The sequence below is a fragment of the Sphingomonas sp. SFZ2018-12 genome (genome assembly GCF_022496715.1).
GTDB lineage: Bacteria > Pseudomonadota > Alphaproteobacteria > Sphingomonadales > Sphingomonadaceae > Sphingomonas.
The window spans coordinates 1280147-1306651 of the sequence record NZ_WTFM01000001.1 but is presented as its reverse complement, the minus strand read 5'-3'; the positions used below and the strand labels follow the sequence as shown (position 1 = coordinate 1306651).

Annotated in this window: 24 protein-coding genes; 15 read left to right on the top strand and 9 right to left on the bottom strand. The window is 67.8% G+C overall.

The features are described 5' to 3' along the window. Window positions 1–21: 21 nt before the first annotated feature. The 5 genes from GO308_RS06010 to GO308_RS05990 all read right to left on the bottom strand — a co-directional run bounded on the left by GO308_RS06010 (window position 22) and on the right by GO308_RS05990 (window position 4114). Entirely contained in the window at window positions 22–300 is a 279-nt protein-coding gene (locus GO308_RS06010; RefSeq protein ID WP_066480976.1) for an acylphosphatase, read from the bottom strand. Beyond that, on the bottom strand, window positions 300–1058 hold the full coding sequence (locus GO308_RS06005) for an NYN domain-containing protein (RefSeq protein WP_066480975.1): 759 nt from the start codon (window positions 1056–1058) through the stop codon (window positions 300–302). The genes GO308_RS06010 and GO308_RS06005 overlap by 1 nt, the downstream gene beginning before the upstream one ends. A gap of 100 nt (window positions 1059–1158) precedes the next feature. Then, window positions 1159–1641 carry a transcription elongation factor GreB gene (gene greB / locus GO308_RS06000; protein WP_240884538.1) on the bottom strand — a complete coding sequence of 161 codons (483 nt, stop codon included), beginning with the start codon at window positions 1639–1641 and terminating at the stop codon, window positions 1159–1161. Then, entirely contained in the window at window positions 1638–2051 is a 414-nt protein-coding gene (locus GO308_RS05995; RefSeq protein ID WP_240884536.1) for a GNAT family acetyltransferase, read from the bottom strand. Before GO308_RS05995 ends, greB begins: the two co-directional genes overlap by 4 nt. Window positions 2052–2053: 2 nt before the next feature. Next, window positions 2054–4114, bottom strand: a complete 2061-nt coding sequence (locus tag GO308_RS05990) for a lytic transglycosylase domain-containing protein (protein ID WP_240885203.1) — start codon at window positions 4112–4114, stop codon at window positions 2054–2056. 74 nt (window positions 4115–4188) lie between these two features. Here GO308_RS05990 and dapA point away from each other — a divergent pair, with 74 nt between their 5' ends. The 8 genes from dapA (at window position 4189) to GO308_RS05950 (ending at window position 13319) form a co-directional block, all read left to right on the top strand. Continuing rightward, entirely contained in the window at window positions 4189–5067 is an 879-nt protein-coding gene (dapA, locus tag GO308_RS05985) for a 4-hydroxy-tetrahydrodipicolinate synthase (protein ID WP_066675099.1), read from the top strand. Between the two features lie 212 nt (window positions 5068–5279). After that, window positions 5280–5762, top strand: coding sequence for an SsrA-binding protein SmpB (smpB, locus tag GO308_RS05980; protein WP_066481008.1), 483 nt, complete (start codon window positions 5280–5282; stop codon window positions 5760–5762). Window positions 5763–5766: 4 nt separating this feature from the next. Next, window positions 5767–6330 carry a DUF2062 domain-containing protein gene (locus tag GO308_RS05975; protein WP_240884534.1) on the top strand — a complete coding sequence of 188 codons (564 nt, stop codon included), beginning with the start codon at window positions 5767–5769 and terminating at the stop codon, window positions 6328–6330. A gap of 57 nt (window positions 6331–6387) precedes the next feature. Next, on the top strand, window positions 6388–8451 hold the full coding sequence (locus GO308_RS05970) for a M13-type metalloendopeptidase (RefSeq protein WP_240884532.1): 2064 nt from the start codon (window positions 6388–6390) through the stop codon (window positions 8449–8451). 98 nt (window positions 8452–8549) lie between these two features. After that, window positions 8550–10943, top strand: coding sequence for an ATP-binding protein (locus GO308_RS05965; RefSeq protein WP_066480965.1), 2394 nt, complete (start codon window positions 8550–8552; stop codon window positions 10941–10943). A gap of 39 nt (window positions 10944–10982) precedes the next feature. After that, complete coding sequence (locus tag GO308_RS05960; RefSeq protein ID WP_240884531.1) at window positions 10983–11351, top strand: response regulator; 369 nt, start codon at window positions 10983–10985, stop codon at window positions 11349–11351. A 128-nt stretch (window positions 11352–11479) separates the two neighbouring features. Further along, complete coding sequence (gene recA / locus GO308_RS05955; RefSeq protein ID WP_066480960.1) at window positions 11480–12556, top strand: recombinase RecA; 1077 nt, start codon at window positions 11480–11482, stop codon at window positions 12554–12556. 136 nt (window positions 12557–12692) lie between these two features. Then, on the top strand, window positions 12693–13319 hold the full coding sequence (locus tag GO308_RS05950; protein WP_240884528.1) for a glutathione S-transferase: 627 nt from the start codon (window positions 12693–12695) through the stop codon (window positions 13317–13319). Window positions 13320–13711: 392 nt separating this feature from the next. On the opposite strand, the gene GO308_RS05945 is transcribed toward GO308_RS05950, so the two are convergent. Beyond that, window positions 13712–15040 carry a dicarboxylate/amino acid:cation symporter gene (locus GO308_RS05945; RefSeq protein WP_240884527.1) on the bottom strand — a complete coding sequence of 443 codons (1329 nt, stop codon included), beginning with the start codon at window positions 15038–15040 and terminating at the stop codon, window positions 13712–13714. A 177-nt stretch (window positions 15041–15217) separates the two neighbouring features. Here GO308_RS05945 and alaS point away from each other — a divergent pair, with 177 nt between their 5' ends. Together alaS and GO308_RS05935 are read left to right on the top strand one after the other, a co-directional pair. Further along, a complete protein-coding gene (gene alaS / locus GO308_RS05940) occupies window positions 15218–17890 on the top strand; it encodes an alanine--tRNA ligase (RefSeq protein ID WP_240884525.1) in 2673 nt (890 codons plus the stop codon). A gap of 60 nt (window positions 17891–17950) precedes the next feature. After that, the gene (locus GO308_RS05935; protein ID WP_240884523.1) at window positions 17951–18430 is read left to right on the top strand and encodes a hypothetical protein; all 480 of its coding nucleotides are present in this window, start codon (window positions 17951–17953) and stop codon (window positions 18428–18430) included. Here the strand turns inward: GO308_RS05935 and GO308_RS05930 are convergent. Continuing rightward, window positions 18427–20259, bottom strand: coding sequence for a cation:proton antiporter (locus tag GO308_RS05930; RefSeq protein WP_240884521.1), 1833 nt, complete (start codon window positions 20257–20259; stop codon window positions 18427–18429). The two genes, GO308_RS05935 and GO308_RS05930, sit on opposite strands and share 4 nt — an antisense overlap. Before the next feature lie 143 nt (window positions 20260–20402). Continuing rightward, on the bottom strand, window positions 20403–21626 hold the full coding sequence (locus GO308_RS05925) for an NADP-dependent isocitrate dehydrogenase (RefSeq protein WP_066480953.1): 1224 nt from the start codon (window positions 21624–21626) through the stop codon (window positions 20403–20405). A 189-nt stretch (window positions 21627–21815) separates the two neighbouring features. Between GO308_RS05925 and GO308_RS05920 the strand changes: the two genes are divergently transcribed. Continuing rightward, the gene (locus GO308_RS05920) at window positions 21816–22544 is read left to right on the top strand and encodes a phosphatidylserine decarboxylase (protein WP_066480951.1); all 729 of its coding nucleotides are present in this window, start codon (window positions 21816–21818) and stop codon (window positions 22542–22544) included. A 10-nt stretch (window positions 22545–22554) separates the two neighbouring features. Continuing rightward, window positions 22555–23343 (top strand): CDP-diacylglycerol--serine O-phosphatidyltransferase, encoded by a 789-nt coding sequence (gene pssA / locus GO308_RS05915; RefSeq protein WP_240884520.1) that lies wholly within the window; start codon window positions 22555–22557, stop codon window positions 23341–23343. Here the strand turns inward: pssA and GO308_RS05910 are convergent. Further along, window positions 23285–23515: a hypothetical protein gene (locus GO308_RS05910; RefSeq protein ID WP_066670554.1), complete on the bottom strand. Its 231-nt coding sequence runs from the start codon at window positions 23513–23515 to the stop codon at window positions 23285–23287. The two genes, pssA and GO308_RS05910, sit on opposite strands and share 59 nt — an antisense overlap. Window positions 23516–23729: 214 nt before the next feature. On the opposite strand from GO308_RS05910, the gene rpsB reads away from it, so the two are divergent. The 3 genes from rpsB to pyrH all read left to right on the top strand — a co-directional run bounded on the left by rpsB (window position 23730) and on the right by pyrH (window position 26503). Beyond that, window positions 23730–24533 (top strand): 30S ribosomal protein S2, encoded by an 804-nt coding sequence (gene rpsB / locus GO308_RS05905; RefSeq protein WP_066480945.1) that lies wholly within the window; start codon window positions 23730–23732, stop codon window positions 24531–24533. Window positions 24534–24720: 187 nt separating this feature from the next. After that, a complete protein-coding gene (gene tsf, locus GO308_RS05900) occupies window positions 24721–25653 on the top strand; it encodes a translation elongation factor Ts (protein WP_066481004.1) in 933 nt (310 codons plus the stop codon). A 124-nt stretch (window positions 25654–25777) separates the two neighbouring features. Next, window positions 25778–26503 (top strand): UMP kinase, encoded by a 726-nt coding sequence (pyrH, locus tag GO308_RS05895; RefSeq protein WP_066480943.1) that lies wholly within the window; start codon window positions 25778–25780, stop codon window positions 26501–26503. Window positions 26504–26505: the final 2 nt, after the last annotated feature.

Sequence of the window (26505 nt, the reverse complement as noted above, 5' to 3'; positions counted from 1 at the left end):
GCGCCAGAGCGCGAGCGGAACTCACGCAGTGAAGCGTTTGGTGAATCCCTTTGCCCCGTTGAGCTCGCCCGGCGCGGTTTCGACATTGTCGACCTCCGCACTCGCCGGGCCGGTGCGGCAGGCGTCGACCAGCGCCGCCAGCGCCGCATCCTCGCCCGACGCCAGGATCTCGACCCGCCCGTCGCGCAGGTTGCGGACCCAGCCGATCAGGCCCAGCCGCTTGGCGGTGCGCACCGTCCAGTCGCGAAAGCCGATCCCCTGAACCCTGCCGGACACGTAAATCAGCTGTGTTGACGCCATCACCTTACTCTCTTCACGAACACGCGGCCCCCCTCGCGCCGCTCGGTCTGGAAATTGGGGACGGCTTCGATCAGGTCGGATAGCCGCGCATAGCCGTAATTGCGGGTGTCGAAGCTGGAGCGATTGCCCGCGCGCTGGCCGACTTCGGACAGGCTGGCGAAACCGCGCTCGTCACGCCGGGCCGCATTATAGGCATCGACGATCAGCTTCACCAGTTCGGCATCGATCGGCGTCGGCTGCGCCTTCGCGCCTTCGACCGGGGCGGGCGCGGCCGTCCCGGGGACGGCGGGCGCGGCGTTGTCGATGAGCGCGGACACGTCGATGAAGCGGGTGCATGCCTCGCGAAAGCCTTCAGGCGTCTGCGCGCTGCCGAAGCCGTAGACCGGCAGCCCTTCCTGCTTGATGCGCAGCGCCAGCGGCATGAAGTCGCTGTCCGACGACATGATGCCGAAGCCGGTTACCCGGCCGCGCCACAACAGGTCCATCGCATCGATCGTCATGCGCATGTCGGTCGCGTTCTTGCCCTTCGTCACGTCGAACTGCTGGAAGGGTTCGAGCCCGTGGCGCAGGGTGAGTGCGGCCCAGCCCTTGAGCGCGGCCTTGCTCCAGTTGCCATAGACGCGCCGGATGTTGACGGTGCCCAGTTCCGCCAGGACATTGAGCACCGGGTCGATATAGGCGGGCGATGCGTTGTCCGCGTCGATCAGCAACACGATGTTGCCGCCCGGGGTCGTGCCGTTGCGTGTGCCCTGTTCCATCCCGTCCGCTGTAGGGCAGGGCGCGCAAAGCACAAGCAGCGCACGGCCACGTCCGCCGATGCTTTGGCACGGCCAGCCGAGCGCGCGGTCGCCCGGCGGCTCAGGGATAGCGGATGTCGATCACCTCATATTCGCGCTCGCCCGCGGGCAGGGTGACGCGGCGCAGGTCGCCCACCGCGGCACCGCGCAGCGCGCGCGCGATCGGCGCGTTCCAGCCGACCTGGCCGGCGCTCGTGTCGGCCTCGTCATCGCCGACGAGCGTGAGGACGCGGCGGGCGTCGTCCTCGTCCGCGATGGTCACGGTTGCGCCGAACCAGACGCGGGTGCGGTCGGGCTGCTGTGCCGGATCGACGACGCGCGCCGCCTTCATCCGGCGGGCGAGCCAGCCCAGCCGCCGATCGATCTCGCGCAGGCGCTTTCGCCCATAGATATAGTCGCCATTCTCCGAGCGGTCGCCATTGCCCGCCGCCCAGGAAATGGTCTCGACCAGCTGCGGGCGTTCGGTGGCCAACAGCGTGTCATATTCGGCCTTGAGCCGTGCATAGCCCGCCGGCGTGATATAGTTGGGCGGCGCGTCGCTCATGCGATCCGCTTGCCGAAGCTGATCCGCGGCTCCTCGCCATAGCCCAGCCGTTGCCAGAAGCCGGCGGCGGGATTGCCGGCGCGCACCTGAAGATTGACCTTGGCGCAGCCGAGCGACGCCAGCCTCGCCTCCGCTGCGCGGACCAGGGCCGCGCCGATGCCCCGGCCGCGATGTGCGGGGGCGACGGCGAGCTTGTAGAGCCAGCCGCGATGCCCGTCCCAGCCCGCCAGCACGGTGCCGGCGAGATGCCCGTCGACCACCGCGATCAGGAACAGCTCGGGATGCACGCCGGCCTTCGCCGCGATAACGGGCGCAGCCGCACTGTAGGGCGGATCGTCGGGGAACACCTGTCGCCACAGCGCCTCGACATCGTCGAAACGGTCGGGGGTATAGACCTGAATGTCGATCAAGCTCAGCCCGGACGCTGCTTGCCGAGGTACCAGGACAGTTGCGCGGTCCCGCGCGACCGCGCGTACGCCGGGTGCATCAGGTCGTAGACGACCGCGTTTTCCAGCACGCGCTGGACATAGTTGCGCGTTTCGAAAATCGGAATTGCCTCGATCCAGTCGATCATGTCGACGCCGGGCATGCGCGGATCGCCGTTCGCCTTGATCCATTTGTTCACGTTACCCGGCCCGGCGTTGTACGCGGCGACGGCGAGCGGGTAGCTGCCGCCGTAATAATCCAGCATCCGCTGGATATAGCTGGAGCCGAGCTGGATATTATAGTCGGGGTTGCTGGTCAGCGCGCCGACATCATAGCCGAGCCCCAGCTTGCCCGCGGTCTCACGCGCAGTGCCGGGCATCAGCTGCATCAGGCCCCGGGCACCGGCGCGGCTGACGGCGGCGCGGTCGAACTGGCTTTCCTGACGCGCAATGGCGTGGATGATCGTGAAATAATCGCGCTGGCTGTCGGGCAGCTTGACCGACGGGAAACCGGCGGCGCTGTGCGCGGCGAGCCCGTTCAGCTGGGCGGAACGCCCGACCATCACGCCCAGGTCGAGCCGGTCGATGCGCCGGGCAAATTCGGCGGCGAGCGCATGATCGGCGGGCGTGGTTGCATCCTGCGCGATCTGGCGGACGAACAGGCTCTGGTCCTGGCGGTTGCCGGTGCGCCCGAGATATTCGGTGGCGCGCACGATTTCCCGATTGAGGAACGCGGTCCGCGTCGCCGCGTCGATGCCCGCCGTGCTGCTGGGCGGCGGCGCCTTGAGCGGCATGCCGGTGCGTTCGGCAGCGAGCTGGCCGTAAAAGAGATCGGAATAGGCCGCCGCCTGGGCGTAATAGCCATTCGCGGTGGCGCGATCGCCCGCCGCCTCGGCCGCGCGCCCGGCCCAGTAAAAGCCCTTTGACCGCGTTTGCGGCGTGCGCGAACCGCCGGCATAGCGCGCGAACATGCCGATCGCGTCATTTGGCCGGCCAAGCGATTTCATCGCGGTCTGCCCGGCCAGCCAGACCAGGCTGGTATAGTCGTCGCGCACGCCCAGCGACTGGGCGCTGACATCGGTGCCGGCGGCGAAGGCGTCGTCGACCTGGCGCGCAATGTCGTAGGCAACCGTGTATTGCCGATCGGCCGCCGCCGCGCGCGCCTGGGTCAGCAGGACCTCGTACCATTTCTCGATATTGCCGGGCAGCGCGGTCAGGCGGCGCGGCTGCGCAAGATAGGCGCGCGCCGCCGCGCTCTGGCCGGCGTTGCGCAGCCAGGTCGCGCGATCCGCGATATAACCCGCCTCATTGCGCCCGGCATTGTCGACGGCATCGCCCAGCACCGCGGCATCGGCGGCGTTGGTACGGAAGGCGAGCCGCGCGGCAAAGGTGGCGCGGCGTGCGGGCGAGGTGAGGGCAAGCTGACGCTGCCCGGCGCTGGTCGCGCCCTGCCACAGCAGCGCATCCATGCGGGCGTCGTGGTCGGCGGGTCCGATCGCGCCGGCAAAGCCGCCGATCAGCCGCGCCTCGTCCGCCGTGCGCAGCACGCCCAATCGCCACGCCTGTCGTGCCTGATCGCGCGCGGCATCGCTGCGCCCGCCGGCCTGCAAGGCTTCGGCGTAGCGCAGATGCCCGGCTGCGGTCAGCGGCGGAAAGCGTTCAAAGAAGCGCGTGACGAGCTGGGGCATTTCCGCCCCCGAGCCCAGGATCGTCTCCGCCGCGGCACGCCGGCTGCGCTCGCCCGGCCAGCCGGGGTGCGCGAGCAGGAAATTGGCATAGTCGCTGAACGGCCAGTTGTCGGATTGCTGAAGCCGCTTCCACTCCCCGATCGGCGCGGCGATCGGGTCGCTCGCGATCGGCTGGACGACCTCACGGCTGGCGGCGGGGACCGGCGCCGGCACCATTTGCGGGGGCAGCAGCAGCTCCTGCATCCCGGTGGCGATCGGTGCCACCACCGGGGCGACCGCGCGCTCCATCGCCTGCCCGCTGAGCGCGAGCCCCGAAATGCCTGCGGCCACGATGCCGCCCTTGATCACCAACGCCACCATACTGGACATGATACGTCATCTCCGACTATCTGCCAGCCCTCTTTTCCGCTTTTGTTCGGAGTTTGATCGCCCCCATGTTCACCGGCTCGATCCCGGCGTTGGTCACGCCCTTCCGCGACGGCGCGTTCGACGAGCCCGGCTATCGCGACCTGGTCGACTGGCAGATCGAAAGCGGGTCGTCGGCGCTGGTGCCGTGCGGCACCACGGGCGAGGCGGCGACGCTGACGATGGCGGAGCATTTCCACATCGTGCGCGTCTGCGTTGATCAAGCCGCCGGCCGGGTGCCCGTGATCGCGGGCGCGGGATCGAACGACACGCGCGTGGCGATCGGCAACATCCTGGCGGCGCGCGAGGCGGGGGCGGACGCGGCGCTGATGGTGCCGCCTTATTACAACCGCCCCAACCAGGAAGGGATTTTCCGGCATTTCGAGGCGATCGTCGCGGCATGCGACCTGCCGATCGTGCTTTACAACGTCCCCGGGCGGACGGTGACCGATTTCGCGGTCGAGACGATCGCGCAGCTGGCGCACAGCTTTCCCAGCATCGTCGGGATCAAGGACGCGACCGGGGCGATCGCGCGTGTTTCAGCGCAGCGTGCGGCGTGCGGGCCGGAATTCTGCCAGTTGTCGGGCAATGACGACATGGCGCTCGCGTTCAACGCGATGGGCGGGGTGGGGTGCATCTCCGTCACTGCCAATGTCGCGCCCGCGATGTGCGCGGCATTCCAGACCGCGTGCCAGGCGGGCAATTATGCCCAGGCGCTGACGCTGCACGACCGGCTGTTCGCGCTGCACACCGCGCTGTTCAGCGACGCGTCGCCCGGCCCGGTCAAATATGCGCTCGGCCGCGTGCGTCCGGGCTTTCCGACCGAGCTGCGCCTGCCGATGACCGAGCCGGGCGAGGCGAGCCGCGCGGCGGTGGACGCGGCGCTGGTGCTGGCGGGGCTGGTCTAGGCCCCCAATAGCCCCCCCGAGAGACCCGTTCGTGTCGAGCGAAGTCGAGACACGTTTCCGAGCGAGCGTGCGTTTCTCGACTTCGCTCGAAACGAACGGAGAGGCTTCTTCCAGATCGGCGAGGAAGTTGGTCTGAAATAGCCGGGGTGGGTGCGAGGCCGCGCATAACCCCGCTTTCAATCCGCTGCGGCAGCGCCTATGTCGCGCCTCCCATGGCTCGCCCGCGTCCCGCCACGTTCGACAAGGTCAAGACCGTCGCCGAGAACCGGCGCGCGCGGTTCGATTATGCGATCGAGACGGTCTATGAGGCCGGCATCGCGCTGACCGGAACCGAGGTGAAGTCGCTGCGCTTCGGGAGCGGATCGATCGCCGAATCCTATGCCGAGGTGAACGACGAGCAGGTGTGGCTGGTCAATTCCAACATCCCGGAGTTCAGCCATGGCAACCGGTTCAACCATGAGCCGCGCCGGCCGCGCAAATTGCTCCTCCACGAGCGCGAGATCAACAAGCTGCACGGCGCGGTCGCGCGCGAGGGGATGACGCTCGTTCCGCTGTCGATCTATTTCAACAGCCAAGGGCGCGCCAAGGTCGAGCTGGCGCTCGCCAAGGGCAAGAAGGCGCACGACAAGCGCGACGCGATCAAGGAACGCGACTGGAAGCGCGAGCAGCAGCGGCTGCTCCGCGACCGGGGTTGAGCCGATGACCGCGCCCGCGCGGCCGGGCTGGTTCGCCCGGCTGAAATCGCTGCTGCCCACCCGCGAACAGATCGAGGCGGTGCGCTGGCTGCGCCCGGTGTCGCATCGCGTGCTCGCGCCCGTCCTGTGGCGCTTCACCCGCCGGTCGGTCCCGCGCGGCGTGGCACTGGGCGTGATCGTCGGCATCCTGGTGCCGGTGGCGCAGACGCCGATCTCGGCGCTGTTCGCCTTTCCGTTCCGCGCCAACATTCCGGTCGCCGCGGCGACGACGTTCCTGACCAATCCGCTGACCACGCCGCCGATCTGGGTCGCGGCCTACTGGGTCGGCCGCTGGATCCTGCGCCTCGACGCGCAGGTGCCGGGCAATCCGATCTCGACCAGCATGGCGGCGGATGCGAGCTTTCTCGACTGGCTGCTGGTCGAGGCGGGGCCGGCGACCGCGACGGGGCTGGTCGCGCTGGCGCTGGGCGGGGCGATCGTCGGCTACGGGCTGGCGGTGCTCGGCTGGCGGTGGTGGATCGTCCGCAAGTGGCGGCGCAGCCGGCGGCAGGCCCCCCGGCGCGATTGACTGAGCGTATCAGTGGGCTAAGACAGCGGCATTCAAACCAGATGGGGATGCCAATCCATGCGTTTCACCTGTTCGTTGCTCGCGCTTGCCTCCACTGCCGCGCTGGTCGCGGGCTGCAGCACCGGGGGCGTGACGACGCTGGGTGCGGCGGCGCCCGCCCCGGTCGCGCCGGGCGCACCCGCCGCCGAAATCGGCACCTTCGGATTCGATGCTGCCGGCATGGACCGCAGCGTCGCGCCCGGTGACGACTTCTATGCCTATGCCAACGGCAACTGGGCGAAGAACACGCCGATCCCCGCCGACAAGTCCAATTACGGCATGTTCACCGTGCTCGACGAGCTGTCGAAGACGCGCACGCGCGCGATCCTCGAGGAGAGCAAGGGCGACGCCAATTCACGGATCGGCATGGCCTATGCCGGTTTCCTCGACCGCGCGGCGATCGATGCCAAGGGGCTGGCCCCGATCAAGCCGTGGCTCGACAAGATCAAGGCGCTGAAGGACAACAAGGCGGGCTATGCCGCGCTGGTCGCCGAAGCGCAGCGCAACGGCGCGGGCGGGCCATTCAGCGGCTATGTCGGCCCCGACGACAAGCAGCCCGACATCTATGCCGCCAATCTGGGCCAGTCGGGCCTGGGGATGCCCGACCGCGATTATTACCTGTCGACCGACGCCAAGCTGGTCGAGACGCGCAATGCGTATCTGGCGCACCTGACCAAGGTGCTGACGCTGGCGGGCGAGGCCAACGCCGCCGCACGCGCCAAGGCGATCCTGGACCACGAGACGAAGATCGCGACCGCGCACTGGACCCGGATCGAGAGCCGCGACGCCGACAAGACGTACAACAAGCTTTCGCTGGCCGAGCTGGCCAAGCTGGCCCCGGGCTTCGACTTCCCGACCTATCTGAAGGCCGCGGGCACCAATGTCGACAGCGTCATCGTCGCCCAGCCGAGCGCGGTCGCCGGCATCGCCAAGGCGATTTCGGAGGCGCCGGTAACGGTGCTGCAGGACCAGCTGATCGTCCGGTCGCTCGACAATTTCGCCGCGGTGCTGCCGAGCGCGTTCGATGCGGAAGCATTCAACTTCTATGGCACCACCCTGTCGGGCACGCCGCAGCAGGAGGAACGGTGGAAGCGCGCGGTCGATTTCGCCACCGGCGCGCTGAGCGACGAGGTCAGCCAGGTCTATGTCGCGCGTTATTTCCCGGCGTCGACCAAGGCGGCGGCGGACCAGCTGGTCAAGAACGTGACCGAGGCGATGGGCAAGCGCATCGACGCGCTCGAGTGGATGGCGCCGGAAACCAAGGTCAAGGCGCGCCAGAAGCTCGCCGCCTTCACCCCCAAGATCGGCTATCCCGACAAGTGGCGCGACATGTCGGGGCTGAAGATCGTCGCGGGCGACGCGTTCGGCAACGCGCTGCGCGCCAACCAGTGGGAATATGACTACAACATCCAGAAGCTGGGCCAGACGATCTACAAATGGGAATGGTTCATGACCCCCATGACGGTCAACGCCTATGCCAATCCGGTGATGAACGAGATCGTGTTCCCGGCCGCGATCCTGCAGCCGCCCTTTTTCGACCCCGACGCGGACCCCGCGGTCAATTACGGCGGCATCGGCGCGGTGATCGGACACGAGATCAGCCATCACTTCGACGACCAGGGCCGCAAATACGATCCCAACGGCGCGCTGACCGACTGGTGGACCGAGCAGGACGTCGCGCGCTTCACCGCGCTGACCGATCAGCTGGTCAAGCAGTATGACGCCTATGAGCCGCTTCCCGGCAAGCGGGTGCAGGGCAAGTTGACGCTGGGCGAGAACATCGCCGACCTGGCGGGACTGACGGTGGCGTATCAGGCGTACCAGGCGTCGCTGGGCGGCAAGCCCGCGCCGGTGATCGACGGCTTCACCGGCGACCAGCGTTTCTACCTGGGCTGGGCGCAGATCTGGCGGCGCAACTATCGCGAGCAGAATCTCGCGCAGCGGCTGCTGACCGATCCGCATTCGCCGTCGGAACAGCGGGTTGCGGTCGTGCGCAACCTGGAGCCGTGGTATGACGCGTACAAGCCCGCGGCGGCGAACAAGCTGTACCTCGCGCCCGCGCAGCGCGTGCGGATCTGGTAGCCCGCGAGATCGGCCCACCCCGATCGGATCAGCGGTGATCCGGGCGGGGTGAAGCCGCTTGACCCGCGATGCCGGGCGCAAGACAAGCGTCCGGTATCATGGCATCGCTTCCCGAACCTTCCCCCCCGATATCGTCGCGCGGTGCGTGGCTGATCGCGCTGATCGGTGCGCTGCTGGCGGCGGCGATCGTCCTGTTCGCGCTGCGCAACCCGTTGATCGCGGCCGGTTTCGGCGCGGCCGGCGTCTGTGTCGGTGCGATCGCGCTGGCCATCGCCAACCATGCCCGCCGCACGCCCGCCGCGCCGACCGCGATCACCGACTGGTCGATCGTCCGCACCATCGCCGACGCGAGCGACCACGCCATTGCCGTGACCGACCGCAGCGGCACGCTCGTTTGCGCCAATCCCCGCTTCGCCGACCTGTTCGACAGCTATGCCGCCCCGCCCGAGCTGCCCGTCGACGGGGAAGGGCGCGCGGCGCTGCGCGAAGCGGTGCGGACCGCGTGGCGCGACGGGGTGGCCGAACCCGTCGCGATCGAGCGCGAGGGGCGCCGGTTCCAGGTCAGCCTGTTCCGCGCGGGCGACCATGCGCTGGTGTGGCGCTTCGTCGGCACCGCCGCCGCCGACCTGGCCAGCCAGTTCGCCGCCCTTGTCAGCGGGCCGATGGGCGATCGCCTGGGCGCGGCGGGCATCATGGTCGTGCTGATCGAGCCCAATGGCCGGATCCGCGCCGCCAACCGCGTGTTCGGGACACGCGCGACGGGAAGTGCCGAGACATCCGCCGAAGGCCGCGACTTCGCCCGGTTCCTGACCGCCGATTCGCGCGGGCTGGTGCGGTTCGAGCGCGAGGGGATGGAGGGCAACCCGCTGCGCGTCGTGCAGCTGCCGCTGCTCGAGGGCGACAACATGCCGATGCCGGTCGCCATCCTGGACGACGAGGAGCCCGGCCCGACGGTGCCCGCCAGCGGATCGGCGGCGGTCGGGCAGCTGCGATCGCTGATCGCGATGCTGCCGATCGCGATCGCGCTGATCGACCGCGATGGGCGCTTCGTCCACATGAACGAGGGGTTCATGCGGGTCGCGTCGATCAACCCCGACGCGCCGCCCCTGTACCCCAGCGACCTGGTCGTGCGCGACGACAAGGCGGCATTGTCCGACGCGGTGCGGCGCTTTGCCAACGGGGCGGCCTATTCCACCGACATGGCGGTGCGGCTGAAGGACCGGCCCGACGATCCGGTGGCGGTGATGCTGGCGGGGGCGCGCGGGCTGGGCGATGCGGCGGTGGTGCTCGCGGTCCGCGACAGCGGCGAGGAATCGACGCTCAAGCGCCAGATCGCCCAGGCCAACAAGATGCAGGGCATCGGCCAGCTCGCCGGGGGCATCGCGCACGATTTCAACAACATCCTGACCGCGATCATCGGCCATTGCGACCTGATGCTGATGCGCCACACGCCGGGCGACAGCGACTATGACGACATCCAGCAGATCCGCGCCAATTCCAACCGTGCCGCGAGCCTGACCCGCCAGCTGCTCGCCTTTTCGCGCCAGCAGACGCTGCGCCCGCAGGTGTTGCAGCTGCCCGACATCATTTCGGAGGTGTCGAACCTGCTCAAGCGGCTGCTGGGCGAGACGGTCGACATGGTCGTCCAGCACGGCCGCAACCTGGGCCTGGTGCGCGCCGACCCGGGCCAGCTGGAGCAGGTGGTCGTCAACCTGGCGGTCAATGCGCGCGACGCTATGCTGGCGAAGAACCCGCAGGGCGGGGGCACGCTGACCATCGAAACGATGGGCGTGCCCGCATCGCAGGTGCGCGCGATGGACGAGGATGTCCTGCCGATCGGCGACTATACGGCGCTGCGCATCTCCGACACCGGCACCGGCATCCCCCCCGACGTGATGCCCAAGATCTTCGAGCCGTTCTTTACGACCAAGGAGGTCGGCAAGGGCACCGGACTGGGGCTGTCGACGGTCTATGGCATCGTCAAGCAGTCGGGCGGCTACATCTTTGCCGAATCGGTGCCGGGCGAGGGTTCCGCCTTCACCATTTATCTGCCCGTCCACGCCGCCGACACGCCGGGCAAGATCAGCGCCGCCGTGCGCGGCCGCGAAAAGGCCGCCGACATGTGGGGCACCGAGACGATCCTGCTGGTCGAGGACGACAGCATGGTGCGTGTCGTCGCGCAGCGCGGCCTGGGCCGACAGGGCTATACCGTACTGGTCGCCGAAAATGGCGAGGCTGCGCTCGAATTGCTGGAAACATGTCCGCGCCCGGACCTTTTGATCTCCGATGTGGTAATGCCGTCGATGGACGGGCCGACGATGGCCCGGCATGTGCGTGAGCGATATCCCGACCTGCCGATCCTGTTCATGTCGGGTTATGCGGAGGAGCAGCTGCGGCGTTCGATCGACCTTGACAACGTAACGTTTCTGCCGAAACCCTTTTCGGTACAACAGCTTGGCGAGGCGGCACGCGACGTGTTGCGCGGCAGCTAGAACAGATCGGGCATCGCCCGCGGTGGAGAAGGCGGGAAGATGACGAAACTGGAGCGCATATTGATCGTGGAGGATGAGCCGCTCATCGCCATGATGCTCGAGGATTTCATCGACGTGCTCGGCAAGCAGGTCGCCGGCGTGGCCGACACCGTCGAGGACGCGATCGCGCGGATCGATGCGGGCGACATCGACGCGGCAATCCTCGACCTCCATCTGCGCGGCGGCGAGCATAGTACGCCCGTGGCCGAGCGGCTGACCCGCGCGGGCATCCCGTTCATCGTCTCGACGGGCGGCAGCGGCGAAATGATCGGCGGCGGCCGGCACCCGGTGCTGGCCAAGCCGTTCACGCTCGACGCGGTCGGCGCGGCGTTCGATCGCCTGACCGAGAACATGACCGCCGGAAGCTGAATTCGGCGCATCGCCGGGGGGATCGCGAAGACCATAAGTTCCCCACTTGTTCTCACGGAACAAAGCATATACAACGTCGCCAGCGCATTGAACGTTTCGCGCGCTTGCTCTAGCGACGGAGGCTCCGCATGGCGGCTCAGCTCAAGGTGATTGATAGCAAGATGGCAGTCTCCAACGACAGGCAGAAGGCGCTCGACGCCGCGCTCGCCCAGATCGACCGCGCGTTCGGCAAGGGTTCGGCGATGAAGCTGGGCAGCCGGGAGAAGATCGAGATCGAGGCGATCTCAACCGGCTCGCTCGGGCTCGACATCGCGCTCGGCATCGGCGGGCTGCCGCGCGGGCGCGTGGTCGAGGTGTATGGTCCGGAAAGCTCGGGCAAGACGACGCTGGCGCTGCACGTGATCGCCGAAGCGCAAAAGATGGGCGGTACCGCCGCGTTCGTCGATGCCGAGCACGCGCTCGACCCGGTCTATGCCAAGAAACTGGGCGTCAATATCGACGAGCTGATCGTCTCGCAGCCCGATACCGGCGAACAGGCGCTGGAGATCACCGACACGCTGGTGCGATCGAACGCGATCGACGTGCTGGTCGTCGATTCGGTCGCGGCGCTGGTGCCGCGTGCGGAAATCGAGGGCGAGATGGGCGACAGCCATGTCGGGCTGCAGGCGCGGCTGATGTCGCAGTCGCTGCGCAAGCTGACCGGATCGATCAGCCGATCGCGCTGCATCGTCATCTTCATCAATCAGCTGCGCATGAAGATCGGCGTGATGTACGGCAATCCCGAGACAACGACGGGGGGCAATGCGCTCAAATTCTACGCCTCGGTCCGGCTCGACATCCGCCGCACCGGCCAGATCAAGGATCGCGACGAGATCATCGGCAACACGACGCGGGTGAAGGTGGTCAAGAACAAGGTGGCGCCGCCGTTCAAGCAGGTCGAGTTCGACATCATGTATGGCGAGGGCGTGTCGAAGATCGGCGAGATCCTCGACCTGGGCGTCAAGGCCGGGCTGGTCGAGAAATCGGGCGCATGGTTCAGCTATGACAGCATCCGCATCGGCCAGGGACGCGAGAACGCCAAGAATTTCCTCAAGGAGAATGCCGAGGTCTGTGCCCGGCTGGAAGCCGCGATCCGCGCGCGTACCGACAAGGTCGCCGAGGAATTGATGGTCGGCGGACCCGAAGACGAGATGGAAGACGCCTGATCACGCGCGCCCGGCCGTGAAGGGACGGGCGCACGCGACGCTGGGGTCAGCAAAGGACAGTCGGCATTTCCGGCTGTCCTTTCGCTTTGGGGCGAACCCGGTTAGCAGGTCGGGGCCGTCATCACCGGGGAACGCCATGACCATCGTCGTCCATCACCTCGAAAATTCGCGCTCGCAGCGCGTGCTCTGGCTGCTCGAGGAGCTCGGGCTGCCCTATGAGGTGCAGCGTTATGCACGCGATGCCGCGACGATGCTGGCACCGCCCGCGCTGCGCCGGGTCCACCCGCTGGGCAAGTCGCCGGTCATCCAGGACGGCGACACGGTGGTCGCGGAAACCGGCTCGATCGTCGAATATCTGGTCGACCGCGCCGATGGCCGGCTGGGCGCGCCCGCGCATCGCGACTCCGCGCTGCGCTACCGCTATTTCCTGCATTATGCGGAGGGGTCGCTGATGCCGCCGCTGCTGGTCAAGCTGGTGCTGAGCCGGGTGCCGCTGATGGGCAAGCCGGCGATGAAGCGTATCCAGCCGATGATCGACGTCCATCTCGACTATGTCGAGACCGAGCTGGCGGCGCGGCCCTATTTTGCCGGCGACCAGTTCACCGCCGCCGACGTGATGATGAGTTTTCCGCTCGAGGCGGCGCGCAGCCGTGCCGGGCTCGACGCGTCGCGCCCGGCGACGATTGCGTGGCTGGACACGATCCACGCCCGCCCGGCCTATCAGGCGGCACTGGCACGCGGCGGCCCCTATGCCTATGCGTGAGGGGTTAAGGCACTCCACCTGAGTGCATTTTACCGAAGCTCGCGTGTCGTGGCGGGGCTTTAGAGCAAGATGACTTTGCTCGGAATCAACGTTCGTCACCCCGGCCTTGTGCGGGGTCCAGCGAGCCGCGCAGTCCCGACGGTTGTGACGTGTCGCCCCGTGGCCCCCGGCACAAGGCTGGAGTGACGAGGAAGTCGCTAGAGAGGCGGGTCGATCTAACGTCATCAGGCTTTAGGGTCGGCAGCGTCTCGCGGTTTCCCGGCGGCCTTTGCGCGCCCTCCGATGCCCCCTGCACGGCGGCGCGGGCGACACGCAAACCGCGCGCGCGTGGGAATGCCGGCCAAGCGGGCAGTCACGATCCAGATCCCGCCCAGAAAGCGGGCGAGCCTGGGTCAGCCGCCGATCTGGCGGAAGCTGTCGGGGGCGTCGGGGCGGGGTTGTCCGTGCGGGGTCGGCAGCGGCTCGATCGTCGGCGATTCGGGTGCGTCCAGCCCGCCCTCCCACTTGGCGATGACGCTGGCGGCGATCGCGTTGCCGATGACGTTGGTCGCGGTGCGCCCCATGTCGAGGAAGTGATCGACCGCGAGGATCAGGAGCAGGCCGGCTTCGGGAATGTCGAACAGCGCGAGCGTCGCGGAGATGACCACCAGGCTGGCGCGCGGGACGCCCGCCACGCCCTTTGACGTGATCATCAGCACCAGCAGCATCGTGATCATCTGGCCCCAGCTCAAGTCGATGCCATAGGCCTGGGCGATGAAGATCGACGCGAAGGTCATGTACATCATCGACCCGTCGAGATTGAACGAATAGCCGAGCGGCAGCACGAAGCTGGCGATGCGCGGCGGCACCCCGAAGCGGTCGAGCGCCTCCAGCGTGCGCGGATACGCGGCCTCCGACGAGGCGGTCGAGAAACCGAGCAGGATCGGATCGCGCAGATAGCGGATCAGCTGGCCGACGCGCGGGCCGATGATCGCGAAGGCCACGCCGAGCAGGATCGTCCACAGCAGGATGAGGCCGATATAGAAGCTGGCCATGAAATAGGCGAGGTCGCCGATCACGCCCGGGCCGCGCTCCGCCAGCGTGCCCGCGACCGCGGCGAACACCGCGAAGGGGGCGAAACGCATCACATAGTCGGTGATCTGGAGCATCACTGCGACCAGCCCCTCGAGCGCGCGGACGAGCGGCGCGCCTTTCTCGCCCACCGCGGTGAGTGCCACGCCGACGAACACCGAGAAGACGACGATCTGAAGGATCTCGTTGCTCGCCATCGCCTCGATCATCGAGGCGGGGACGAGGTGCGCGACGAAATCCTTGAGGTTGAAGCCCGCCTGGGCGACCCCCGATGCGGCATCGGTGGGGGGCAGCGGCAGGTTGAGCCCGACGCCCGGCTGGAGCAGGTTGACGAGGACCAGGCCCAGCGACAGCGAGATGAGGCTGGCGCACACGAACCAGGCGAGCGAGCGGAAGCCGACGCGGCCCAGAGTCGAGCTGTCGCCCATATGTGCGATGCCGACCACCAGCGTGGAGAAGACGAGCGGCGCGATGATCATCTTGATCAGGCGCAGGAACACCGTGGTGATGATCGACAGATAGCCGGCAATCTCCTTGAGCTGCGCGGTGCCCGCGCCGCCGCCGTCGTCGATCGCCGCATTCAGCCCCCAGCCGACGATCAGCCCGAGCACCAGCGCGATCAGGATGTAATAGGTCAGCCGCTTGGCCATGCGTCGTCGTTCCTCTGGTCAATCATGCGTGGCGCGTTGCGGCCCTGTCAGTTCAAGGGGTGCCGCCCCGGGGCGCGAATGGCAACCCCCGGCGCGCCGCTCCGTCGGGACGGGGCGTAACGAAGGCGGCATTTCTGTCGCTTGAGGTGTGACGCGCCACCGCCTAGATCAGCGGGCATGACATCGACCAACGACATCCGCCGCACGTTCCTCGACTATTTCGAGCGGGAGGGGCATGCCCGCGTGCCGAGCGCACCGCTGGTCCCGCACAATGACCCGACGCTCATGTTCGTGAACGCGGGCATGGTGCCGTTCAAGAACGTCTTCACCGGGCTGGAAAGCCGGCCTTATTCGACTGCGGTGAGCAGCCAGAAATGCGTGCGCGCCGGCGGCAAGCACAACGACCTCGACAATGTCGGCTATACCGCGCGCCACCACACATTGTTCGAGATGCTCGGCAATTTTTCGTTCGGCGACTATTTCAAGGATCGCGCGATCGAGCTCGCGTGGAACCTGATCACCCGCGAATGGGGGATCGCGAAGGACCGGCTGACCGTCACCGTCTATCATACCGACGACCAGGCGTTCGATCTGTGGAAGAAGATCGCGGGATTGCCCGACGACCGCATCATCCGCATCGCGACCAAGGACAATTTCTGGGCGATGGGCGACGATGGCCCGTGCGGCCCATGCTCGGAAATCTTCTTCGACCATGGCGATCACATCCCCGGGGGGCCGCCCGGCAGCCCGGACGAGGACGGCGATCGCTTTGTCGAGGTGTGGAACCTGGTCTTCATGCAATATGTCCAGGCGGCGAACGAGATCGTCGGCGACCTGCCGCGCCCGTCGATCGACACCGGCATGGGGCTGGAGCGCATCGCCGCGGTGCTGCAGGGGGTGCACGACAATTACGACACCGACACGTTCCGCGCGCTGATCGACGAATCGGGCGCGCTGTCGGGCGCGGCGATCGACGGCGCGCACCGCGCCAGCCACCGGGTGATCGCCGACCATCTGCGCGCGTCGGGGTTCCTGGTCGCCGACGGGGTGCTGCCCGCCAATGAAGGGCGCGGCTATGTGCTGCGCCGGATCATGCGCCGGGCGATGCGCCACGCGCACCTGATTGGTGCCAAGGACCCGCTGATGCACCGGCTGGTGCCCGCGCTGGTGGCGGAGATGGGCGGCGCCTATCCCGAGCTGCTGCGCGCCCAGCCGCTGATCGAGGCGACGCTGTTGCAGGAAGAAACGCGGTTCCGCCAGACGCTGACCAACGGCCTGCGGCTGCTGGACGATGCGACGCGCGGACTGGGTGCGGGCGACACGCTGCCTGGCGAGACCGCGTTCAAGCTCTATGACACCTACGGCTTTCCCTATGACCTGACCGAAGATGCGTTGCGTGCGGCGTCGATCAGCGTCGACCGCGCCGGGTTCGATGCCGCGATGGCCGAGCAGAAGCGCGCCGCGCGCGCCGCCTGGAAGGGATCGGGCGCGAAGGCGAGCGACGAGGTTTGGTTCGACATCGCCGACGAGGTCGGGTCGAGCGAGTTCATCGGCTACACCGCGGATGCGGGCGAGGGCCAGGTGGTGGCGCTGGTCCGCGACGGCGTGCGCGTCGAGCGGGCGGGGGCGGGGGAGGCGGTGACGATCGTCACCAACCAGACGCCCTTTTACGGCGAAAGCGGCGGTCAGATGGGCGACGCTGGCACGATCGGCAACGACCGGGGCCTGTCCGCGGTTGTCGAGGACACGTCGAAGCCGCTGGGCCGGCTGCACGCGCATCATGCCCGGATCGACAGCGGCGAGATCGCGGTCGGCGATACGGTGCATCTGGCGATCGACGCCGATCGCCGCGCGCGGCTGCGCGCCAATCATTCGGCGACCCACCTGCTGCATGCGGCGCTGCGCCACCGGCTGGGCGGGCATGTGACGCAGAAGGGCAGCCTGGTCGCGCCCGACCGGCTGCGCTTCGACTTTTCGCAACCGACCGCGCTGAGCGCGGACGACATTGCGGCGATCGAGGCGGAGGTGAACGCCCAGATCCGGGGCAACGACGCGGTGACGACGCGGCTGATGACCCCCGACGACGCGGTGGCGGCGGGCGCGCTGGCGCTGTTCGGCGAGAAATATGGCGACGAGGTGCGCGTGCTGTCGATGGGACGCGGCACCGATGCGAGCTATTCGGTCGAGCTGTGCGGCGGGACGCATGTCAACGCGCTGGGCGACATCGCGCTGTTCAAGATCATCGGCGAAAGCGCGGTGTCGAGCGGGGTGCGGCGCATCGAGGCGCTGACCGGCGAGGCGGCGCGCCAGTGGCTGACCGCACGCGAGGACCGGCTGCGCGAGGCGGCAAGCGTGCTGAAGGCCGCGCCCGACGAGGTGCCGGCGCGCGTCGTCGCGCTGGTCGAGGAACGCCGGCGGCTGGAGCGCGAGCTGGCCGAGGCGAAGAAGGCGCTCGCCCTGGGCGGTGGCGCGGGCGGCGGCGCGGCTGCCGCGCCCGCCGGTGCCGAGGACATCGCCGGCACGCCGTTCCTGGGCCAGGTGGTCGACGGGCTCGACCCCAAGGCGCTGCGCGGCGCGATCGACGAGGCCAAGCAGCGGCTGGGTTCGGCGGTGATCGCAATGATCACGCTGAACGACGGTCGCGCATCGATCGCGGTCGGTGTGACCGACGACCTGGTCGCGCGGGTGAGCGCGGTCGAACTGGTGCGCGGGGCCGTGGCGGTGCTGGGCGGGCAGGGCGGCGGCGGCCGTCCCGACATGGCGCAGGGCGGCGGCCCCGACGGTGCGCGCGCGGCCGATGCCATCGACGCGATCCGCGCCGCGCTGGGCGAGGTGAAGGCGGCGGCCTGAACGATTCACGAGACGTTGACACTGCGCGGATAGGCCCGGGGTTTCAAAGGAGCCGATGCGATGATTGCCACCCTGCTCGCCATATCCATTCAGTTTGCCGCCGCCGTACCGGCGCAGTCTTCACCGCCGCCGGTCCGGATTGAGTCGATCTCGCCCGGCGCGCGCGAGATCGCGCCCTATGAGGTCGAGATCGACGTGCGCGGCGGCGACGCGCCGCTATGGTCGGGCACGCTTTTTGTTACGGGACGGACGCCCGCGAGCTATTCGTCCGAGCTTCGCGAGGCCGACCGTGCGTGTGGGGGCGAGGCCGCCGGGCGGGATGCACAGACGCAGAAGTCGTTGCGCGTGATGGTGCGCAACCTCGTGTTCGGCGAGTCCAAGGACCGGATTCAGGTGGATGTCACCTGGACACGTCCGGGAACGAGCTGCCCCGCCGTAAGGCAGACGGTGACCATTGGGGGGCAGGTCGACCTGCCGCCGCAAAGCGTGCGCGAATTGCGCGGCGACGGCGGCCTGCGCGTCACGATCCGCCGCCGCTAGCCCGGCGCTTCGGGTTTCGCGCCGGCATCGGGCATCTCGCCCAGCCGGGTGCGGCGCAGGCGCGGTTCGCGCTGCAGTTCGGACGCTTCCTTGATCGCCTGTCGCATCTCGTCGCGCTTTTCGTGGATGCTGGCGATGACCGGGCCGACCGCGACGCCCAGGTCGGTCAGCACGGTTTCGGACAGCTGGAGCGAGCTTTCCAGCGTTTCCGGCACCGCATCGGTGACGCCAGCGCGATAGAGCTCGGCGGCATGCGCGGCATCACGCGCGCGCGCGATGATCGGCAGATGGGGGACCCAGCCGCGCACGCGCCGCGCCAGCCGCGCGGTCAGCACCGGATCGTCCATCGTCAGGATGAGCGCATCGGCACGGCCGAGATTGAGACGATCGACCAGTTCGGGCCGCGACACGTCGCCGAAAATCATCGGATAGCCCGCGCGGCGGGCGTCGTTGACCGTATCAATGTCGGCATCGACCGCGACAAAGGTCTTGCCATGGACGCGCAGCATGTCGGCGACGGTGCGGCCGACACGACCGAAGCCGATGATGACGCTGCCCGGCCCCGCCATGCCGACATCGGCCTCGGGCGGGAGCTCGCCCGAGCGGTTCTCGATCGCGCGCGCGACCACACGGCCGGCAGCGGCGAGCAACGGGGTGATCGTCAGCCCGATCGCGGTTACCGTCGTCCAGAAGGCGGCGGTCGACGGCAGGATCAGCCCCGCCGCGCTCGCCACGCCGAGCACGATCAGCGTCGTTTCCGACGGGCTGGCCATCATCAGCCCGGTTTCCGCCGCCGTCGCGCGCCGCGCCCCGGACAGGCGCAGCAAGGTCGCGGTGACCAGCGTCTTGACCAGCATGACGCCGACGATCGCGGCGAGCAGCGCCATCCAGTCGGCCAGGATCAATCGCAGGTCGAGCTGCATCCCGATCGTGATCAGGAAGACGCCGAGCGCCAGGCCCTTGAAGGGCGCGGTGATCACCTCGACCTCGCTGTGATAGGGCGTTTCCGCGATCAGCAGCCCCGCGAGCAGCGCGCCGACGATCGGCGACAGGCCGGTTGCCCCGGTCGCGAGGCTGGCGACGATGACGACGAGCAGGCTGGCGGCGAGGAACAGTTCGGGGCTCTTGGTCCGCGCGGCCTGGGCGAACAGGCGCGGCAGCAGCAGCCGGCCGCCGATGAACAGCCCGGCGACGGTCAGCGCGCCGACCCCGAACACATTGGCCAAGCCCAGCCAGCCGGCCGCGCTGGCCATCGGTCCGGTCGCCGCCAGCATGAAGATGATCGGGACGAGCGCCAGATCCTCGAACAGCAGCATGGCAAAGGCGGCGCGACCCGCGGGGCGCTCCGTCCCGGCGATCGGCAGCACCAGCGCGGTCGACGACAGGGCGAGCGCGATCCCCAGCCCAAACGCGCCCGCCCATGCCTGGCCCATCAGGTTGAGCGCGATCGCAAGCAGCACGCCCGAGCCGAGCAGTTCGGCGGCGCCCAGCCCGAACACCTGCGTGCGCATCGCCCACAGTCGCTTGAACGACAGTTCGAGCCCAATCGAGAAGAGCAGCAGAATGATGCCGAATTCGGCATAGGGCTCGATCGCCTCGCCGTCGGTGATGGTGATATGATAGAGCCACGGATAACGGTCGACGAGCGTGCCGAGCCCGCCGGGACCGGCAAGCATGCCGACCAGGATGAACCCGATCACCGGGCTGATCCGGAATCGCGCAAAGGCCGGGATGATCAGCCCCGCCGCGCCGAGAATGACGAGCGCGTCGCTGAGTGCCGGGTTCTGCAGGTTGAACATCAGCGACTTTCGGTTGGTTCGTGCCGCCATGATGGCGGTCGAATGCGCGCACGGCAACCGCAGCGCCCGCGCACAGCCGCGTGATCACGCAAGGACGGACGCGCGCGCCCGACGACAGGCTGCCGCGACATCGCGCCGTTCGATCCGGATGGCGCGCGGCCACCCGGCGGACCTCACCCGATGATGCTGCCCATTTCCTGTTCGAGGTTGACGCGCACCGCCTCGAAGAACTGTTCGGTGGTCATCCAGGGCTGATCGGGACCGATCAGGATCGCGAGATCCTTGGTCATCGCGCCCTTTTCCACGGTTTCGATGCAGACGCGCTCGAGCGTCTCGGCAAAGCGCGTGACTTCGGGCGTGCCGTCGAACTTGCCGCGATATTTGAGGCCGCCGGTCCAGGCGAAGATCGACGCGATCGGGTTGGTCGACGTCGCCTTGCCCTGCTGATGCTGGCGATAATGGCGGGTGACGGTGCCGTGCGCGGCCTCCGCCTCGACGGTCTTGCCATCGGGGGTGAGCAGGACCGAGGTCATCAGGCCGAGCGAACCAAAGCCCTGCGCGACCTGATCCGACTGGACGTCGCCATCGTAATTCTTGCAGGCCCAGACGAATTCGCCGTGCCATTTCAGCGCGCTGGCGACCATGTCGTCGATCAGGCGATGCTGATATTCGATGCCGGCTTCCTTGAACTTCGCCTCGAACTCGGTCTCGAACACTTCGGCGAAGATGTCCTTGAAGCGGCCGTCATACGCCTTGAGGATCGTGTTCTTGGTCGACAGATAGACCGGCCAGCCGCGGCCCAGCCCGTAATGCATCGACGCGCGGGCGAAATCGCGGATCGAATCGTCGAGATTGTACATCGCCATAGCGACGCCGGAGGAGGGATACTGGAACACCTCCTCGTCGATCACGGTGCCGTCGTCGCCCTCGAACACCATGCGCAGCTTGCCGGGTCCGGGGACGCGGAAGTCGGTCGCGCGATACTGGTCGCCGAACGCGTGACGGCCGACGACGATCGGCTTGGTCCAGCCGGGGATCAGGCGCGGAATGTTGCTGATCACGATCGGCTCGCGAAACACCACGCCGCCCAGGATGTTGCGGATCGTGCCGTTGGGCGACTTCCACATCTTCTTGAGGCCGAATTCCTCGACGCGCTGCTCGTCGGGGGTGATCGTCGCGCACTTCACGCCGACGCCATATTTCTGGATGGCGCGCGCGCTTTCGACGGTGATGCGGTCGTCGGTCTCGTCGCGCTTCTCGATGCCGAGGTCGTAATAGTCGAGCTGGATGTCGAGATAGGGCAGGATCAGCCGCTCGCGAATCCACTGCCAGATGATCCGGGTCATCTCGTCGCCATCGATTTCGACAACCGGATTAGTGACCTTGATCTTCGCCATCGATGCTTGCTTTCCTGGGGAAGGTGAATGGGATTGCGCCAGCGTCTAGGGGCAAGCCCGGCCGGGATCAACCGCCTCGCCGGTCCGCGACAGCAAGAGTTCGCAGACGCGGCAGGGCGCGCGGCGCGCTTTGCCCGGGTTTCGGCATGAGTGATTGTGTTGCCGCGAACACACAGCTAGGCTTGGTGCATGGGATCGCTAGAAAAGCCGCCGGTCGTCACGACGACCGTGAAGTGGCGCTGGCCGGGCGTGCACCCGGAAGGGCACCGGTACATCGCCTTGTCGCTGGGGGTGGCATTCGTCGCGTGGCTGTTCCTGCCCGCGCTGACCTGGCCCCTGATCATCTTCACCCTTTGGGTCGCGGCGTTTTTCCGCGATCCGGTACGCGTCACGCCGCAGGGCGAGGGGCTGATCGTCTCGCCCGCCGACGGGCTGGTGACGATGATCGAGCGCGTCGCGCTGCCGCCCGAGCTGCGCGGCCCGCGCGGACTGGGCGAGGCGCCGCTGGTGCGCGTATCGATTTTCATGAGCGTGTTCGACGTCCACATCAATCGCACCCCGATCAGCGGCACGGTGCGCGAGGTCGTCTACATCTCCGGCAAGTTCCTCAACGCCGATCTCGACAAGGCGAGCGAGGAGAATGAGCGCCAGCACATCGTGGTCGAAGGCCGCGACGGCGTGCGTGTCGGCTTCACCCAGATCGCCGGGCTGCTCGCGCGGCGCATCGTCGGCTTCGTCAAGCCCGGCGACATCGTTGTCGGCGGCCAGCGCATCGGCCTGATCCGCTTCGGCAGCCGGGTCGACGTGTTCCTGCCCGAAGGCTTCACCCCGCAGGTCGCGCTGGGCCAGCGCGCGGTGGCGGGCGAAACCGTGATCGGTCGCCCGGCGCTGCCGCCCGCGCGCGGCCTCGCGCAATAGCCCGGCCCTGATGCGCCGACCGCGCCCCGCCCGGGGCATCCCGCTGCGCACGCTCGCCCCCAACGCGGTCACCGCGCTCGCGCTGTGTTCGGGGCTGACCGGCATCCGCTTCGCGATCGGCGGCGAGTGGGAACGCGCGGTGCTGATGATCCTGGTGGCCGGCGTGCTCGATGGGCTCGACGGCCGGGTGGCGCGAATGATGCGCGGCGAAAGCCGGTTCGGGGCCGAGCTGGACAGCCTGTCCGACGCGATTTCGTTCGGGGTGTCGCCCGCCTTGATCATGTATCTGTGGGCGATGGTCGAATTGCCGCGCTTCGGCTGGATGTGCGCGCTGATCTATGCGGTGTTCTGCGCCCTGCGGCTCGCGCGCTTTAACGCCGCGATCGACCTGAAGGACCAGCCGCACAAATCCGCCGGCTTCCTGACCGGCGTCCCCGCGCCCGCAGGCGCAGGACTGGCGATGCTGCCGCTTTATCTGTGGATCTGGTCGGGCGACGCCACGTTCCGCACGCCGTGGTTGGTGGCGCTGTGGGTCGCCTTCATCGCATTCCTGATGGTGTCGAGCCTCGCCACCTTCTCCTGGTCGTCGCTCCGGCTGCGCCAGAACATCCGGTTCGAGGCGATCGCGCTTGCGGTGCTGGTCGTCGCCACGATGCTGACCGCGCCGTGGCAGTCGCTGACCGTGATCTGCCTCGCCTATCTGTTGTCGATCCCGTTCAGCATCCGCGGCTATGGCCGGGTCAGGCGGCTGCGCGCAGCGCCGCCACCGGCAGCATCGCCGGACGCGGGGCCGGCGTGAAGCTGACCTGAACTACACGGCCCGGCGTCCGCGTATCGACGGGCGCGATCGCGGTGCCTTCACGCAGCAGCGCGATGATCCGCCGACGCGCGGGCCACACCGTGGCGGCGATGATGCCGAGCGACACCAGCCCGGCGACGAAGAACAGAAGCGTGCTCAGAAACCCGGTCATATCCGCCTCGCGATCGATGATGTTCGTTCTATGTTCCGTGGAACGTCTATGTTCGATAAATGTTCCAACTGTCAATCGCTGATTTTTCGACGTTGATTTTCGGGCGGCGGGCGGGTAAGCGCGCCGCTCATTCCACATGGGAAGCACATAAGCCGGTGTCCGGGCGTGCCTGGATATTCGCTTCCCAGAGGACCAACCGGAAGGAGTTATCCCTATGGCGGCACCTGTCGTCACCATGCAGCAATTGCTCGAATCGGGCGCGCATTTCGGCCACCAGACGCATCGCTGGAACCCGAAGATGAAGCCCTACATCTTTGGCGACCGCAACGGCGTCCACATCCTCGACCTCAGCCAGACCGTGCCGCTCTTCGCGCGCGCGCTCGAATTCGTCAGCGCCAGCGTCGCCGCGGGCGGCAAGGTGCTGTTCGTCGGCACCAAGCGCCAGGCGCAGGAGCCGATCGCCGACGCCGCGCGCCGTTCGGGCCAGCATTTCGTCAACCATCGCTGGCTGGGCGGCATGCTCACCAACTGGAAGACGATCAGCCAGTCGATCCGCCGCCTGAAGTCGCTCGAGGAGCAGCTGTCGGGCGACACGCACGGCCTGACCAAGAAGGAAGTGCTGCAGCTCACCCGCGAGCGCGACAAGCTGGAACTCAGCCTGGGCGGCATTCGCGACATGGGCGGCATTCCCGACATCATGTTCGTGATCGACGCGAACAAGGAAGAGCTGGCGATCAAGGAAGCCAACACGCTGGGCATCCCGGTCGTCGCGATCCTCGATTCGAACGTGTCGCCGGACGGCATCGCGTTCCCGGTGCCCGCCAATGACGACGCGAGCCGCGCCATCCGCCTGTATTGCGAAGCCGTGGCGATCGCCGCGACCCGCGGCGGCCAGGAGCGCCAGGCGAGCTTTGGCATGGACCTGGGCGCGATGGACGAGCCGCCGGCGGAGGAAGCGCTTGCGGTTGAGGCCGATGCCGACGTCGCCGTGGAAGGCGAACCGCAGGTCGAGGCGTAACGCCGTCTTTTTTGTGTAACGGGGCGGCCCTAACCGCCGCCCTGTCGCATCCGGCCCGGTTCTGGCGGGCATTGGATGGCAAGGCGGTCGCCGCGCTTCATCGGAAGGGCGGCGCATCGTCGTGACTGGAAACCCTATTTGCGAGCCGATCGCGCACATGCGACGGCCCGAACCGAAGGAAACGAACATGGCCGAGATCACCGCCGCTGCCGTCAAGGAACTGCGCGAGCGTTCGGGCGCTGGCATGATGGATTGCAAGAAGGCGCTGGCCGAAACGGGCGGCGACATGGAAGCCGCCGTCGACTGGCTGCGCACCAAGGGACTGGCCGCCGCCGCCAAGAAGTCGAGCCGCACCGCGGCCGAGGGCCTGGTCGGCATCGCGGTGGCGGGCACCAAGGGTGTCGCGGTCGAGGTCAACAGCCAGACCGACTTCGTCGCCAAGAACGAGATTTTCCAGAGCTTCGTCCGCGAAGTCACGTCGATCGCGCTCGACCAGGGCGACGACCTCGACGCGCTGCGTGCCGCGAAGATGGAATCGGGCGCGACCGTTGACGAAGTGCTGACCGCCAACATCGCGACGATCGGCGAGAATCAGGTGCTGCGCCGCGCGGCGCGGATCTCGGTCGGCCAGGGTGCGGTCATCCCCTATGTCCACAATGCCGCCGCGCCGGGCCTGGGCAAGATCGGCGTGCTCGTCGCGCTGGAAAGCGACGCGGGCGTCGACGTGCTCGAGCCGCTGGGCAAGCAGATCGCGATGCACATCGCGGCCGCGTTCCCGCTGGCGCTCGACGAGACGGGCCTCGACCAGGACGTGATCGAGCGTGAGCGCCAGATCGCGACCGAAAAGGCCGCAGAAAGCGGCAAGCCCGCCGACATCATCGCGAAGATGGTCGACGGCGCGATCAAGAAGTTCGCCAAGGAAAACGCGCTGCTGAGCCAGCCGATCGTCATGGACGGCAAGACCCCGGTCGCCGACGTGGTGGCCAAGGCCGCGAAGGATGCGGGCACCGCGATCGCGCTGACCGGCTATGTCCGCTACCAGCTGGGCGAGGGTATCGAGAAGGAAGAAAGCGATTTCGCGGCCGAAGTGGCGGCGACCGCGGGCCTCAAGAAGGATTGAGCCCGTACGGGATCGCCGCGCGACATGTGCGGCGATTGCTCGCTTGGCATGGCGGCGCGGCACCTCTAAGGTCCGCGCCGCTTCCTTTTGACCCAAAGCCGCTTCGGCCAGCCAGTTCGGAACCATGACCCAGCCCCGTTTCCAGCGCATCCTCCTGAAACTGTCGGGCGAAGTCCTGATGGGCTCCGGCCAGTTCGGCATCGACCCTGCCACCTGCGACCGCGTCGCGCGCGAGGTGAAGGCCGCGCGCGAAGCCGGGCATGAGCTGTGCCTGGTTGTCGGCGGCGGCAACATCTTTCGCGGGCTCGCCGGTGCGGCCAAGGGCTTCGACCGGGCGAGCGCCGACTATATGGGCATGCTGGCGACCGTCATGAACGCGCTCGCGGTGCAGAACGCGCTGGAAAAGCTGGGCGTCGACACCCGGGTCCAGTCGGCGATCCCGATGGCCTCGGTATGCGAGCCCTATATCCGGCGGCGGGCCGAGCGCCATCTGGAGAAGGGGCGGGTGGTGATCTTTGCCGCCGGCACCGGCAACCCGTTCTTCACCACCGATACCGGCGCGGCGCTGCGCGCGGCCGAGATGAAGTGCGATGCGCTGTTCAAGGGCACCAGCGTCGATGGCGTCTATGACGCCGATCCCAAGAAGGTGCCGACCGCCAAGCGGTACGACACGCTGAGCTTCAGCCGCGTGCTGGCCGACGACCTGAAGGTGATGGACGCAAGCGCGGTCGCGCTGTGCCGCGACAACGACATTCCGATCGTCGTATTCAACATCCGCGCGGAGGGCAATCTGGCCGCCGTGCTGCGTGGCGAGGGCACGTCGACGATCGTCCAGAACAATCCGAACTGAGC

Bases quoted from the DNA above. Each gene is read 5' to 3' on its own strand.
- pyrH (WP_066480943.1), top strand. From the start codon at position 25,778: ATGACCCAGCCCCGTTTCCAGCGCATCCTCCTGAAACTGTCGGGCGAA.
- recA (WP_066480960.1), top strand. From the start codon at position 11,480: ATGGCGGCTCAGCTCAAGGTGATTGATAGCAAGATGGCAGTCTCCAAC.
- smpB (WP_066481008.1), top strand. From the start codon at position 5,280: ATGGCTCGCCCGCGTCCCGCCACGTTCGACAAGGTCAAGACCGTCGCC.
- GO308_RS06010 (WP_066480976.1), bottom strand. From the start codon at position 300: ATGGCGTCAACACAGCTGATTTACGTGTCCGGCAGGGTTCAGGGGATC.
- GO308_RS05945 (WP_240884527.1), bottom strand. From the start codon at position 15,040: ATGGCCAAGCGGCTGACCTATTACATCCTGATCGCGCTGGTGCTCGGG.
- pssA (WP_240884520.1), top strand. From the start codon at position 22,555: ATGCGCCGACCGCGCCCCGCCCGGGGCATCCCGCTGCGCACGCTCGCC.
- GO308_RS05965 (WP_066480965.1), top strand. From the start codon at position 8,550: ATGGCATCGCTTCCCGAACCTTCCCCCCCGATATCGTCGCGCGGTGCG.
- GO308_RS05990 (WP_240885203.1), bottom strand. From the start codon at position 4,114: ATGGTGGCGTTGGTGATCAAGGGCGGCATCGTGGCCGCAGGCATTTCG.
- GO308_RS05930 (WP_240884521.1), bottom strand. From the start codon at position 20,259: ATGGCGGCACGAACCAACCGAAAGTCGCTGATGTTCAACCTGCAGAAC.
- GO308_RS05960 (WP_240884531.1), top strand. From the start codon at position 10,983: ATGACGAAACTGGAGCGCATATTGATCGTGGAGGATGAGCCGCTCATC.
- GO308_RS05910 (WP_066670554.1), bottom strand. From the start codon at position 23,515: ATGACCGGGTTTCTGAGCACGCTTCTGTTCTTCGTCGCCGGGCTGGTG.
- tsf (WP_066481004.1), top strand. From the start codon at position 24,721: ATGGCCGAGATCACCGCCGCTGCCGTCAAGGAACTGCGCGAGCGTTCG.
- GO308_RS05975 (WP_240884534.1), top strand. From the start codon at position 5,767: ATGACCGCGCCCGCGCGGCCGGGCTGGTTCGCCCGGCTGAAATCGCTG.
- GO308_RS05920 (WP_066480951.1), top strand. From the start codon at position 21,816: ATGGGATCGCTAGAAAAGCCGCCGGTCGTCACGACGACCGTGAAGTGG.
- GO308_RS06005 (WP_066480975.1), bottom strand. From the start codon at position 1,058: ATGGAACAGGGCACACGCAACGGCACGACCCCGGGCGGCAACATCGTG.
- alaS (WP_240884525.1), top strand. From the start codon at position 15,218: ATGACATCGACCAACGACATCCGCCGCACGTTCCTCGACTATTTCGAG.
- GO308_RS05950 (WP_240884528.1), top strand. From the start codon at position 12,693: ATGACCATCGTCGTCCATCACCTCGAAAATTCGCGCTCGCAGCGCGTG.
- GO308_RS05925 (WP_066480953.1), bottom strand. From the start codon at position 21,626: ATGGCGAAGATCAAGGTCACTAATCCGGTTGTCGAAATCGATGGCGAC.
- dapA (WP_066675099.1), top strand. From the start codon at position 4,189: ATGTTCACCGGCTCGATCCCGGCGTTGGTCACGCCCTTCCGCGACGGC.
- GO308_RS05970 (WP_240884532.1), top strand. From the start codon at position 6,388: ATGCGTTTCACCTGTTCGTTGCTCGCGCTTGCCTCCACTGCCGCGCTG.
- rpsB (WP_066480945.1), top strand. From the start codon at position 23,730: ATGGCGGCACCTGTCGTCACCATGCAGCAATTGCTCGAATCGGGCGCG.
- greB (WP_240884538.1), bottom strand. From the start codon at position 1,641: ATGAGCGACGCGCCGCCCAACTATATCACGCCGGCGGGCTATGCACGG.
- GO308_RS05935 (WP_240884523.1), top strand. From the start codon at position 17,951: ATGATTGCCACCCTGCTCGCCATATCCATTCAGTTTGCCGCCGCCGTA.